Annotated in this window: 6 protein-coding genes and 1 pseudogene; 4 read left to right on the top strand and 3 right to left on the bottom strand. The window is 72.6% G+C overall.

The window, feature by feature from the left end; genetic code table 11:
- A pseudogene (locus ACY5KJ_RS10240) lies at positions 1-4,790 on the top strand (AAA domain-containing protein); the annotation flags it as partial.
- Here ACY5KJ_RS10240 and ACY5KJ_RS10235 read toward each other — a convergent pair.
- Positions 4,727-5,428 carry an acetamidase/formamidase family protein gene (locus ACY5KJ_RS10235; RefSeq protein ID WP_462186630.1) on the bottom strand — a complete coding sequence of 234 codons (702 nt, stop codon included), beginning with the start codon at positions 5,426-5,428 and terminating at the stop codon, positions 4,727-4,729. The pseudogene ACY5KJ_RS10240 and the gene ACY5KJ_RS10235 overlap by 64 nt on opposite strands.
- A gap of 65 nt (positions 5,429-5,493) precedes the next feature.
- Positions 5,494-6,042 carry an acetamidase/formamidase family protein gene (locus ACY5KJ_RS10230; RefSeq protein ID WP_462186629.1) on the bottom strand — a complete coding sequence of 183 codons (549 nt, stop codon included), beginning with the start codon at positions 6,040-6,042 and terminating at the stop codon, positions 5,494-5,496.
- A 381-nt stretch (positions 6,043-6,423) separates the two neighbouring features.
- Between ACY5KJ_RS10230 and ACY5KJ_RS10225 the strand changes: the two genes are divergently transcribed.
- A complete protein-coding gene (locus tag ACY5KJ_RS10225; protein ID WP_462203256.1) occupies positions 6,424-7,458 on the top strand; it encodes a thiamine-phosphate kinase in 1,035 nt (344 codons plus the stop codon).
- Between the two features lie 424 nt (positions 7,459-7,882).
- Entirely contained in the window at positions 7,883-11,644 is a 3,762-nt protein-coding gene (locus ACY5KJ_RS10220; protein WP_462186627.1) for a multifunctional oxoglutarate decarboxylase/oxoglutarate dehydrogenase thiamine pyrophosphate-binding subunit/dihydrolipoyllysine-residue succinyltransferase subunit, read from the top strand.
- A gap of 151 nt (positions 11,645-11,795) precedes the next feature.
- Here ACY5KJ_RS10220 and ACY5KJ_RS10215 read toward each other — a convergent pair whose 3' ends face one another.
- Complete coding sequence (locus tag ACY5KJ_RS10215; protein ID WP_462186626.1) at positions 11,796-12,776, bottom strand: zinc-binding dehydrogenase; 981 nt, start codon at positions 12,774-12,776, stop codon at positions 11,796-11,798.
- Between the two features lie 193 nt (positions 12,777-12,969).
- Between ACY5KJ_RS10215 and ACY5KJ_RS10210 the strand changes: the two genes are divergently transcribed.
- Positions 12,970-13,212: a hypothetical protein gene (locus ACY5KJ_RS10210; protein ID WP_462203255.1), complete on the top strand. Its 243-nt coding sequence runs from the start codon at positions 12,970-12,972 to the stop codon at positions 13,210-13,212.
- Positions 13,213-13,365: the final 153 nt, after the last annotated feature.

Genomic DNA, 13,365 nt, shown 5'->3' with positions numbered 1-13,365 from the left:
CGGCGCCGATCCCGACCAGCCGCCGGTATGGAACGGCGCCGCCACCGCGCAGACCGCCGCCGAGCAGACCGCCGCCGCGGCGGCCTACCAGGCCTGGTTGCCGCGATGGCAGCTCTGGGCGACACGCGCGCGCGTTGACGCGGAGCGGCGCAATCTGCACAACACGCTGCACGCGGTCGCGGCCCGGGTCGCCCAGGAGGGTGACGCGCTGGAACTCGTGCTGGCGACCGGCCTGCTGACCTGGCAGCCACCGGGCGGCCCCACCGTCCGCGAGCACCTGCTGACCACCCGACTGACCTGCGACATCGACCTGGTCACCTCCGACATCAGGGTGCGGGTCCCGGCGGGAGCCACGACGCGCCTCGCCGACGGCCCGCTGCTCGACGGCATCGCCGGCTTCCGCCGGGAACGGACGAACGCGCTGCACGAGCGCCTGCGGGGACGACCGTCGGCGCCACTGGGCCCGGACGACATCCGGCTGCTGCGGGACTGGCTGGCGCTGGCGCTCGACGTGCCGACGGACGGCTTCGAACCCGACCTCGCGCCGCCCGCGCCGCCGCCGCCCGACAGCGCGTCACGCCCGCGGGTGACCTTCGCCCCGGCCCTCGTCCTGCGCACCCGTGACCAAGCCGCCCTGCTGACCTACTACGAGCGGATGCTCGACGTCCTGCGGGGTGACGGACCTCCGCCGCTCGGCTTCGTCCAGCTGGTGGAGACCCTCGGCGCCGCCGACCGGCTGGCCTGGCTCGAGGCGGAGGGGGCGACGAGCGGCGCCGAGCTCGGTGCGGACCCGCTGCTCCCGCTCCCGGCCAGTCCCGAGCAGGCCCGGGTGCTGGAACGGCTTCGCCACGACAACGGCGTCGTCGTCGAGGGCCCGCCCGGCACCGGCAAGACGCACACGATCGCCAACCTGGTCTGCGCCCTGCTGGCGGAGGGGCAACGGGTTCTGGTCACCAGCCAGAAGTCGCAAGCCCTGCGGGTCCTGCGGGAGAAACTGCCCCCGGACCTGCAGCGGCTGTGCGTGTCGTTCACCGACACCGAGGAGGCACGCGGCGCTCCGGTCGACCAGGCCGAGAACGCGGGGGCGGGCCTGGACGGCCGGCCCGACCCGGTCTTCGACCCCGCCCCGGCCGGGGCTGAAGACGGAGCGGACGAGCTCGGCGGCATCGGCGTGGGTTCCCCCGAGCTCGCCGCGAGCGTGAGCGCCCTGGCCGCGGAGAAGGCCACCTATCACCCCGAGGCGCTCGACCGGCGGATCGCGCGGGCCGCCGCGCGTCGGCGGGAGGCGATCCGCGCCCGCGATGTCCTGGCGGACCGGGCCCGCGCCCTGCGGTTGGCCGAGCACACGGTGCATCCGGACAGCGAGGTGGCTCCGGGCTGGGGCGGGACGCGGGCGAGCATCGCGGCGCGGGTCCGGGCCGAGGCCGACGCGTCGCGGTGGCTGCCGCGGCCCGTGCCCCGGGCCACCGCGACCACCGCAGCCACCACGACGACGGGGTCCGGGCCTGTCGGGCCTGCGCCGGTTCCCCCGCCGTTGACCGGCGCCGAGGCACTGGAGCTCCACGCCCTGCTACGATCCGGTCAGATGCGATCTGGTCAGGACGCCGGCGCGGACCGGTCCGCCAGCCCGGTGGTCGAGATGAGCCGGTTCCTACCCGCCGAGCGGTTCGCGGACCTGGTGGCCGCCGCCCGCGCGGCCGACGAGGCGGTCCGCCTTGCCCGCGCGGCCGTCCGTCCCGCGACCCGAGGTCTCCTCGACACGCTCGCCGCCGTCGATCCCGCGGTGGTCTCCCTCGATCCGCTACAGCAGGCGGTCGCCAGGCTCTCCCGCACGCTCGAGGAGCTCGACGGGCGCGGGCAGCGGTCGCACAGACGGCACTGGGTTCCGGCGGCCCTCGACGACGCCCTCGCCGGCCGGGACCGGGTCCTCTGGGCGAAGGTGGCCGCGGCCACGCCGATGATCGCCGAAGCGACACGGCACGTGACCGAACTCGGTCTGCACGCGGTCGCCCTTCCGACCTCCGCGTCCCCGGACGGCTCCGCCTCGGCCGCCGACGCCGGCTCCCCGGCGGATCCGGGCTTCGACCCCGCCCCTCTGCTCGCCCGGGGGGAGGCGCTGCGCGAGCACCTCGACGCCGGGGGCGAGCTGCGGCGCAGGTTCCGGCCGAAGTCCAGAAGGAGGCGGACGCGCTGCTGACCCGGACGCTGGTGGACGGCGTCGCGCCGACCACCCCGGAGCTGCTCGATCTCGTGCTCGTCCGGCTCCGGGCGGAGGTCGCGGTCGAGGCCGCGACCCGCGGGTGGGCCCTGGTCGGGATCGCGCCGCGGCCCACCGATCCCTTCGAGGTACGCCTGTCCCGACTGGTTGAGGCGCAGGAGGCCGTCACCGAGATCCAGGCGGTCGTGACGGCGCGGGACCGGGTCGTGGCGATCCTGGAGGACATCGTGCCCGGCCGGGCACCGGCGGTGGACTCCGCCGAGCGCGTCCGGGATCTCGCGGCCGTCATGGCCGCGCTGCGCCCGATGGCAGCCGCCGCCGACGCCGAGCAGGCACTGGGGGAACTGCGGGAGGGCTACGCCGAGCTTGCCACCGCGGCGGGCGCGCCGTCCGAGGTCGCCGAGCTGGCCGGCGCGGTGGCGGCCCGCAATGTGGCCGCGTACACGCGGACCCGGGCCGCGCTCGCCACCACCATGGCTGCCCGGGAGGTGGCGCTGCGCCGGGACGAGCTGCTCGGCCGGCTGCGCGCGGCGCATCCCGACCTCGCCAATCTTCTCGTCTCGACGGCCGGCGCGACCCGGCCCAATGGAGCGGAGATCTGGCCGACCAGGCTCGCGGCGTTCACGACCGCCTGGTCCTGGGCGGTGGCCGCGAGCTGGCTGACCGCCACGGCCGCCGGCGCCGGCGCGGCTCCCGGCGGCCCGGCTGGACCACCTGTCGATCTGGACGCCGAGCTGGACGCGGCGGAGGACATGGTCGCCGCGGCCACCGCGGAGCTGGCCGGCGCCCGCGCGTGGAAACACTGCCTCGAACGGATGGGCGCCGAGCAATCGGCCGCGCTGCGCGCCTATGCCGACGCGGTGGCGGCCAGCGGCACCTTCGGCGGCCGCCACGCCGAACGTTTCCGCCAGGCCGCCCGGGAGGCGATGGAGATCGCCCAGACGGCGGTGCCGGCCTGGGTCATGCCGATCCGGGAGGTGCTGTCGACGATCCCGGCGGTGCGCGACAGCTTCGACGTCGTGATCGTCGACGAAGGCAGTCAGGCCGGGCTCGACAGCCTGTTCCTGCTCTGGCTCGCCCCACGGGTGATCGTCGTGGGCGACGACCGGCAGTGCACGCCGCCGGTGGAGGTCACGGACGAGCTCGACCGGGTCTTCGACCGGCTGGAGGCCCTGCTGCCGGAGGTGCCGGCGTGGCTGCGCGTCGGGTGCACCCCCCGGTCGAGCCTGTTCACGCTGTTGCGGACCCGCTTCGGCGAGGTGATCCGGCTGCGGGAGCACTTCCGGTGCATGCCGGAAATCATCGAGTGGTCGTCGGCCATGTTCTACCGGGACGCGCCGCTGCTTCCCCTGCGCCAGTTCGGCGCCGACCGGCTGCCGCCGCTGGTCGCCCGGTTCGTTCCCCATGGTTTCACCACAGACGCGGGCCTCGGTCCACGCAATCCGGCCGAGGCCGATGCCCTGGTCGCGCAGGTGCTCTCCTGCGCCGAGGATCCCCGGTACGCCCGGCTCTCCTTCGGCGTCGTCGTCCCGCAGGGCACCGCGCAGGCGGCGCTGATCCGCGACCAGCTGGCCGACCGGATGTCCGCCGCCGAGCACCAGCGTCGACGGCTGCGGGTGGGCGTCCCCGCCGACTTCCAGGGCGACGAGCGCGACGTCGTCTTCCTGTCCCTGGTGGTGGCGCCCGACTCGCGCATCACCCCGCTGACCCGACTGGAGTACCAGCGGCGGTTCAACGTCGCGGCCTCCCGGGCCCGCGACCAGGTCTGGCTGTTCCACTCCGTACCGGTTACCGATCTTGACCCCCGCGATCTGCGGCACAACTTCTGAGCTACGTGCTGTCCACGACGCACCCGGCGACCGCCGGCCGCGGCGAGGAGCCCCCGGCGCTCGCCGAGGTGCCGGCCAACCGTCCGCATCCGGCCTTCGGATCCCTGTTCGAACAGCGGGTCTTCCGGGAGATCGCCGGCCGCGGCTACCTGGTCACCCCGCAGGTGGAGGTCAACGGTCGGCGGGTCGACCTGGTCGTCTCCGGCGGTCGGGCCCGGCTCGCCGTCGAGTGCGACGGGGACGTCGGCTCCGGTCCGGACGAGATCGCGCACGAGTTCGCCCGGGAGCGCGAGCTGCGCCGGGCGGGCTGGCGGTTCTGGCGGGTCCGCCAGTCCGAGTTCGACACCGACGCCGCGTTGGCCTCGTTGTGGCCGCGGCGGGCGAGGGCCGGCATCGCGCCCGTGAACACCGGGGCGCGACGACCGCGGGACGATGCCGCCATCGGCCTCCCCCGCGTCGAACACTCCACCGTCCGGGCGAGCGCCGACGAGGCGCTGCACCGGTGGCGGCCCATCGCCCTGTCCGATCTGGATGGCCTCGACGACGCACCGCCGGACGCCGATCCGCACGATCCGGCCCGTGATCCGGCCCGTGATCCGGCCCCTGCCCCCCGGCGAGGCGCGGGCGCGGCCCTGGGCGCCGGTGGGGGCGACCGCTCCCCGCGGGCCGAACGGGTCGGTCAGGCCGGCAGCCCGGCCACCCCGCCCGGTTCGAACGGCGCCGGCAGGACGTCGGGACCGTGATCGTCGTGGGGATGCCTCGACGCCTGCTCCGGCGTCTTCTCCGCGGCGTGTCCCGGATCCGTCGGGTCCTCGGTCTCCGAGTCGCCCACGCCGGCGATCCGCACGAGTCCGGGTCGCGGCAGTCGCGGCTTCACGGTCGGCAGTTCGGTGAAATCCGCCCGGCGGATGCGGCAGAACGCGCTCTGGGTTCCGGTGCCGAGCTGGCACGCCCCGAAGTCGGCTGCGGCGGACAGGTAGGCAAGCGCCTCGGTCCGGTCGAGCCCGACCCGGCTCTGTAGGAAGACCACCGCCGACCGCGCCGCGCGGCGGACGGACTCGGCGAGGTCAACGTCGAGCCCCAGGGTGACCCAGGCCGTGTCGGTCTCGATGAACGGTTCCCGCAGCGCGCCGAGAACCGACCGGGCCGCCGTGTCACGCAGCACGGTCAGCCGCAGCGTCGCCCGCAGCGGGCCATCCAGGGCGGTGGCACCGATCTTCCCGTCTCCGAGGGCGTAATGCGGATCGCCGACGGCGAACAACGCGCCGCTCACCTGGACCGGCAGGAACAGCCGCGCGCCCGCGCCGAGTTCCCGGCAGTCCAGGGCGCCGCCGTGCGGACCGATCGAGGTGGAGGGGACGATCTCGATCGTAGTGTCCACGCCGACCGCCATGATTCCCAGGAACGGCGCCAACGGAAACCGGGTCCTGCTGCCGTTCACACTGGTCAGGGCGCCGAACAGACGGCCCCGCCGGCGCTCCACAGCGCAGAAGGTGGTAACGGTGCGGAAGCGTTGCCAATGGCGGGCGTCGGCGTCCGAGTCCGGTGGCCCCCCGCGGGGAACTCCCCGGCGAGCAGGCCCGCGCCATGGCGGGTCGAGACGATCCCATACCGTGCGCGGGGATGCAGCGAGACTATCTCAACCCGCAGCACGTCCCCCGGTTCCGCGCCCCGGACGAACACCGGTCCGGTGACGATGTGGGGGCCGTCCACCCCGAACCGGTGCGGGATACCCGAAGCGGCGATCGCCCGGGCGTCGGCCAGCGCCTCCGACGGCGCGACCCCGAAACCGGCGAAGAAGGCGTCGGGATCGCGCCCCTGGTCGCAGAGGATCCCCTCCTGGCTGACCGTATCGAAGGTGACCGTGGCGCCGGAGTCGACACTGAGAACCGGCCTGGTCAGGGCGTTCGGCAGCTCACCCCATCTGATGGTCTCGGGGGTGGAGGGCAGGTAGCGCCTTCCCTCGATCCTTCCTCGGCCAGACTGCAGCGCCACCCGGCCCTACCTGGACCGATGCCTGGTCAGCGGACCTCCGCTGGGCCGAATCGCCTGGGCGCGCGGCTGACCGGCCCCACGGATCACGGCAGGCCGCGGACGACATACACGCGGACAGGTCTGGCTTCGCACGCGCGTCAGATTTCCAGTGACATATGTCGGGAAGGTGACGCGGACGTTGCGATCACGGTCATTCCGCTGTTTCCGGGTACCCGGTGCGGTCAGGGCCGCGTCCACCCGTCGGTGCCGCCTCCGGCCGGGAGTCCCGGGTCCGGCCGGTCCGGCCGGTCGGTCGGTCGGTCGGTCCGGGGGTCGGCGGGGTCGGGAAACTCCGACGAGGATGAAATATCCAGATCAGTAGGGTATTGGAGGATATGGCGAGTGGGAAGTCACGGGAAACCCCCGGCGGGCGCAACGCTGCGCGATCTGGGTGAGTTCGGCTTGATCGAGGCTGTGACGGCGCGTTTCTCCCATGGACGGGACGTGCTGGTCGGCCCCGGGGACGATGCGGCGGTGCTGGCCGCCCCGGACGGTCGGGTGGTCGTCACCACCGACCTGCTGCTCGAAGGACGCCACTTCCGCCGGGACTGGTCGTCCGCGGTGGATGTCGGGCACAAGGCCGCCGCGCAGAACCTCGCCGACGTGGCGTCGATGGGGGCGAGGCCCACCGGCCTGTTCCTCGGATTCGCCGCACCCGGCGACCTCGCGGTCGACTGGGCCCTGGCGATGGCCGACGGAATGGCCGAGGAATGCGCGTATGCCGGTGCCTCCGTGTCCGGCGGGGACGTCAGCTCCGCGGATTCGATCATGCTCGGGGTGACCGCGCTCGGTGACCTGCAGGGCCGGCCGCCGGTCCTGCGCTCGGGCGCCCGGCCCGGTGACGCCGTGGTGCTCGCTGGTCGTCTCGGGTGGGCCCAGGCGGGGCTGGCCCTACTCACGGCGGGTTCGGCAGCCGGCGATTCCCGATGGGTCGACGACCCGCGATGGAAGAAGCTGATCGCGGCGCATCGCCGGCCCCGGCCACCCTACGCGCTCGGGCCGGTGCTCGCCGCCGCGGGCGCGCACGCCATGTGCGACGTCTCGGACGGTCTCGTGGCGGATCTCGGCCACATCGCCGTGGCATCGGGGGTGTCCATCAATCTCGCGCCGGAAGCCTTCCTGATCGACGAGGCGATGCGGTCGGCCGGGGCCGCCCTTGATGTGGACCCGTTGCGCTGGGTACTCGACGGCGGCGAGGATCACGCGCTGGTCGCCTGCCTTCCCCCAGGAGTGACCCCGCCGGCCGGGTGCGTAATGATCGGTTCGGTCCTGAGCGGCGCGGGACCGGTCGGCGCGGGGGTGACAGTGGACGGGGAGCGTCCCGTAGGCAGCGGCGGGTGGGACCACTACGGACAGTCCGCGACGGACGCACTCTGACCCCGGGCAAACCAAGGGACAACGACACCAAGGGAGAAAGGGCACCAAGGAGCAGAAACATCAAGAGGCAGATGCCGGCCCGCCAGGTCGCCTCACGGGCGTAGGTCGCTCGAAGCGACATTTATTGGGTCCGGGGGCCATGATGCGGGCCGGCGTCACCGAGCATAACCGACGGCCCGCCCGGGAGTATCCCCACCGTGCGATGAACGATCGAACGATCTCGCTCTCGCCCTGATTGGCTGTAGCTGCCGGCCGTTCCCGGCGCCGGTCCGCGTATCCCGGAGAACACGCCGAGCAATCTACTCGTAACCGATCGGGGGACAGGTCGAACCAGGATGCCCAGAGCGGGTAGGATGGGCAGACGGTGGCGGGAGGGCCTTTCGGAGGCCGAGAAGCGAGACCGTGGATAGAGGCGAATGACCCCGTGACAGCACCAACGGTACCTGCGTCAGGACCTGACTTCGGACCCAACGAATGGCTGGTCTTCGAGATCTACCAGCAGTTTCTCGAAGATCCGCAGAGCGTATCGCCGGAGTGGCGCGAGTTCCTCTCCGATTACCGCCCCGGCACGCCGCCCGCCTCCGCGGGCGTAGCCGAGCAGGCCGCCACGGCGGCCCCTAGCGGAGAGGTCTCGCCGGATGGTGAGATCTCCCACACTACGCCTGTTCCGGTGAAGCCGAGCGAGGCCGTCCCGTCGGTTCCGCCCGCCGCGTCTGTTCCGGCCGCCGCGACCGCGCCGGTCCCGGCGTCGGCGCAGCCCGCCGGGCCCCCGAAGCAGGCGGCACCCGCCGACCGGCAGGTTCCGGGGGCGGCCACGCCGCTGCGCGGCGCCGCCGCCCGCGTGGTCAGCAACATGGAGACCTCGCTGCACGTCCCGACGGCGACCTCGGTGCGGGCGGTGCCGGCCAAGCTGCTCGCGGACAACCGCATCGTGATCAACCGGCACCTGGCCCGCTCCAGCGGCGGCAAGGCGTCCTTCACGCACATCATCGGCTACGCGATGGTCAAGGCGCTGGCCGCGCATCCCATCATGAACGCCTCCTACACGGAGGTGGGCAGCAAGCCGGCCATCGTCCAGCCGGAGCACATCAACCTGGGCCTCGCCATCGACCTGGTGACCCCGAAGGGCCGCCAGCTCGTCGTCGCCGCCGTCAAGAAGGCCGAGACGCTGGACTTCACCCAGTTCTGGCAGGCCTACGAGGACCTCGTGCGCCGGGCCCGGGCGAACAAGCTGACCACCGACGACTTCACCGGCGTCACCATCAGCCTGACCAACCCCGGCGGCATCGGCACCGTGCACTCGGTGCCCCGCCTGATGGAGGGCCAGGGCACGATCATCGGTGTCGGGGCGATGGAGTACCCGGCCGAGTTCTCCGGCGCGTCGGCGAACACCCTGGCGAAGCTCGCGATCTCCAAGATCATCACACTGACCAGCACCTACGACCACCGCATCATCCAGGGCGCCCAGTCGGGTGAGTACCTGCGCCGGATGCACCAGCTGCTCCTCGGCGAGGACGGCTTCTACGACGAGATCTTCCAGTCGCTGCGGGTGCCCTACGAGCCCGTGCGCTGGGTCACCGACATGCCGGTCGTGCACGAGGGCGACCTCGACCACAACGCCCGGGTGCTGGAACTGATCCACGCCTACCGGGTGCGCGGCCACCTCATGGCGGACACGAACCCGCTCGAGTTCGCCATCCGCAGCCATCCCGATCTCGACATCATCAGCCACGGGCTGACCCTGTGGGACCTCGACCGCGAGTTCGCCGTCGGCGGCTTCGCCGGGCACCGGACGATGTCCCTGCGCGACGTCCTGGGGGTCCTGCGCGACTCGTACTGCCGTCGGATCGGCATCGAGTACATGCACATCCAGGAGCCGGACGAGCGCGCCTGGATCCAGGCCCGGGTCGAGCGGGCCGCGGAGCGGCCGGACCCGGCCGAGCAGCTGCACGTGCTGGAGCGGCTCGGGGCCGCGGAGGCGTTCGAATCGTTCTTGCAGACCAAGTACGTCGGCCAGCGCCGGTTCTCCCTCGAGGGCGCCGAGTCGACGATCCCCGCCCTCGACGAAGTTCTCTCGCGCGCCGCCGGCGCGGGGATGGACGAGGTCGTCATCGGCATGGCCCATCGCGGCCGGCTGAACGTGCTCGCCAACATCGTCGGCAAGTCCTACCGGCAGATCTTCGCCGAGTTCGAGGGCTACCTCGACCCGCAGACCGCGCACGGCTCCGGCGACGTCAAGTACCACCTCGGCGCCGAGGGCGTCTACACCGGCCAGGACGGCCGCACGGTACCGGTCTCGGTGGTCGCGAACCCGTCGCACCTCGAGGCGGTCGACCCGGTCACCGAGGGCGTCGTCCGCGCCAAGCAGGACATCCTGGACAAGGGCTCGGCGGGTTTCACCGTCCTGCCGGTACTCGTCCACGGCGATGCCGCGTTCGCCGGTCAGGGGGTCGTCGCCGAGACCCTCAACCTGTCCCAGCTGCGCGGATACCGCACCGGCGGCACCGTGCACCTGGTCATCAACAACCAGGTCGGATTCACCACCTCGCCGGACTCCGGCCGGTCGTCGGTGTACGCCACCGACGTCGCCCGGATGGTCCAGGCACCGATCTTCCACGTGAACGGGGACGACCCGGAGGCGTGTGTCCGGGTCGCGGCGCTGGCGTTCGAGTACCGCCAGGCGTTCCACAAGGACGTCGTCATCGACCTGGTCTGCTACCGGCGGCGCGGGCACAACGAGATGGACGAGCCCTCGTTCACCCAGCCGTTGATGTACGACACCATCGCCAGCAAGCGTTCGGTGCGCAAGCTCTACACCGAGGCGCTGATCGGCCGCGGGGACATCACCCGCGAGGAGGCCGAGCAAGCGATGAAGAGCTACCGCGCGGAGCTCGAGAAGGCCTTCGCGCAGACCCGGGACACCACTCCGGCGGGCTCGTCGCCGCAGCCACGCATCATCACCACCCCGGAGGAGGCCGCCGCGGCGGCCGCGGTGAGCACCGCCGTGTCCGACGAGGCCGTGAAGAAGGTCATCGAGACCCAGGTCAACCTGCCGGAGGGCTTCACCGTCCATCCACGGCTGCGTCCCCAGGTCGAGCGGCGGGCCCAGATGGTGAAGACCGGCTCGATCGACTGGGCGCTGGCGGAGACCTTGGCCTTCGGAACGCTCCTACTCGACGGCCGCTCGGTGCGGCTGACCGGTCAGGACAGCCGGCGGGGCACCTTCGGCCAGCGGCACGCTGTGCTGGTCAACCGGCACAGCGCCGCGGACCACACCCCGCTGCGGACCCTGCGCTACGGCCTCGACGGCACCATCGTGAACGACGGTGTCGGCACCTTCTACGTCTACGACTCGCTGTTGAGCGAGTTCGCGGCGATGGGCTTCGAGTACGGCTACGCGGTCGCCCGGCCGGACATGCTGGTGCTCTGGGAGGCGCAGTTCGGCGACTTCGCCAACGGTGCCCAGTCGATCATTGACGAGTTCATCACCGCCGGTGAGGCCAAGTGGGGCCAGCGGTCGGCAGTCACCCTGCTGCTGCCGCACGGCTACGAGGGTCAGGGTCCCGACCACTCCTCCGCCCGCATCGAGCGATTCCTGTCGCTGTGCGCGGACAACAACATGACGGTCTCCGCACCCTCGTCCCCCGCCAGCTACTTCCACCTGCTGCGCCGGCAGGCCCTCTCGCCGGTCCGGCGCCCGCTGGTGGTCTTCACCCCCAAGTCGATGCTGCGGCTGAAGGCCGCGACGTCCACCGTGGCGGAGCTGACCGGCAGCGGCTGGCAGCCGGTGATTGACGACGGGTCCGTCACGGACCCGTCGGCCGTGCGCCGGGTACTGCTCACGGGCGGCAAGGTCTACTACGATCTCGCCGCCGCCCGGGGGAAGCACGATGACGCCGAGCGGTTCGCCCTGCTGCGCGTCGAACAGCTCTACCCGACGCCCGGACCGGAGCTCGCGCAGGTCCTGGAGCGTTACCCGAACGTGACGGACATCGTCTGGCTCCAGGAGGAGCCAGCGAACCAGGGCGCCTACCCGCACATGGCCCTCAACCTGACCGAGTTCCTGCCCGGCGGCATCCGGCTGCGTCGCATCTCCCGGCGCGCCGCCGCGGCCCCGGCCTCGGGGTCGTCGAAGGTGCACGAGCGCGAGCAGCAGGCCCTGGTCGAGGCGGCGTTCGAGAACTGAGCGCGCGGCTGGCGGGGCGTGCCCGATCCGAGGACCGGGTCCCGCCCCGCCGTGCCCGGCAGCGCCACCGGCGTGCGGCGGCCGGTCCGGCTCGCCACCTGGCTGGCCCGCCCAGCCCCGCGCCAGGAGTCCCCGCATCGCACCAAAGAGGCTAGGCGGGGGGGCGGAGTATCAGCTTGCCGAAGAACTCACCGCCGAGCAGCTGCTCGAAGGCGGCCCGGGCATCGGCCAGCGGGCGCACCTCGTGGATCAGCGGCCGCACCCCGGTCCGTTCCGCGAACGCGACGAGGTCGACCAGCTCGTCCCGGCTCCCCATGGTGGAACCGATCACCGACAGCTGGAGGAAGAAGATCCGGGTGAGGTCCGCCGGCGGGTTCGGACCACTGGTGGCGCCCGAGACCACGATGCGCCCGCCGGGGCGCAATGCCTTCACCGAGTGACCCCAGGTGGCGGCGCCGACGGTCTCGATGACCGCGTCGACCCGGCGCGGCAGCCGGGCACCGGGTTCGAGAACCTCGTCGGCGCCGAGGGCGGCCGCCCGCTTCCGCTTGGTCTCGTCCCGCGAGGTCACGAAGACGGTGTGCCCGGCGGCCTTGGCGATCAACAGCGCCGCGGTGGCCACCCCCCCACCGGCTCCCTGGATGAGCACGGTGCCGCCGCCCCCGGCGGGCAGCCCCGCCCGGGAGACGACCATCCGGTAGGCAGTGAGCCAGGCGGTCGGCAGGCAGGCGGCCTCCTCCCACGACAACCCGGCGGGCTTCGGGATCAGGTTGCGCCGCGGCACGGCGACCCGCTCGGCAAGGGTCCCCGGGTACAGCTCGGACAACAGGGTCCGCTTCGGGTCCAGCGTCTCGTCCCCCCCGCCCGCTGTCGGATCACCGATCACGCTGTGGACGATGACCTCCTGCCCGTCGGGGGTCACCCCGGCGGCGTCACAGCCGAGGATCATCGGGAGCCGATCCGCCGGCAGGCCCACTCCACGCAGGCTGAACAGGTCGTGATGGTTGAGCGAGGCGGCCCGCACCGTGACGGTGACCCACCCGTCGAGCGGCGCGGGTTCGGGCTGCTCCCCGATGGCCAGGCCGTCGAGCGGAGAATCGGGGTGGAGGGACACGGCGGCGGCGGCTAGCACCCTTCGAACCTACGGCTACCGGCGTGCAGACGCGAGCGAGGCCGACCGGCGCGGATCTGCTCAGGACAACCGACAGGCGACGCCACGGACGAAGGGGACCATCCGGGCCGGCAACCGCGCCTGCCACGCCGGTGTGCTGAACTCGACACCGTGGGAACAACAAGGGTGGACGTCCAATGGTAAACGGGCCGTGGTGACCCACGAGGACATGCCCGACTCGCCGCGCAGAAACGGGTCGAGCCGGCGGCTGGGCTGGCGCCGCCGACACCCCGCGCCCATCCCGGAGGCACCCGCGACGGTCATCGTGGACGGCATACCGGTCATCACGGTGGCTCCCGCCGACTTCGTGTGCTGCTCTTACAAGGGATGTGGGACCCTGCGCCCGCTCGCGGAGGCGGCGGAGAACCGGCCCTGCCCGGGATGCGGCCGGGTCTGAGAGCACGCGGTCTCGCAAACGGCCCGGGAACGCGGCTCAGGGACCCGCAGCGGGACGCGGGGCCTCGACCGTCTAGGTCTGTCTTCCGCACATGGGGTTTCGATGCGTTGACCGGCCTGGTTTCCGATCAAGGTGGCCGGGTCGGATCGACGC

The organism is Frankia sp. CcWB3 (assembly GCF_977927595.1).
This window is presented reverse-complemented; position numbering and strand designations above follow the sequence as displayed.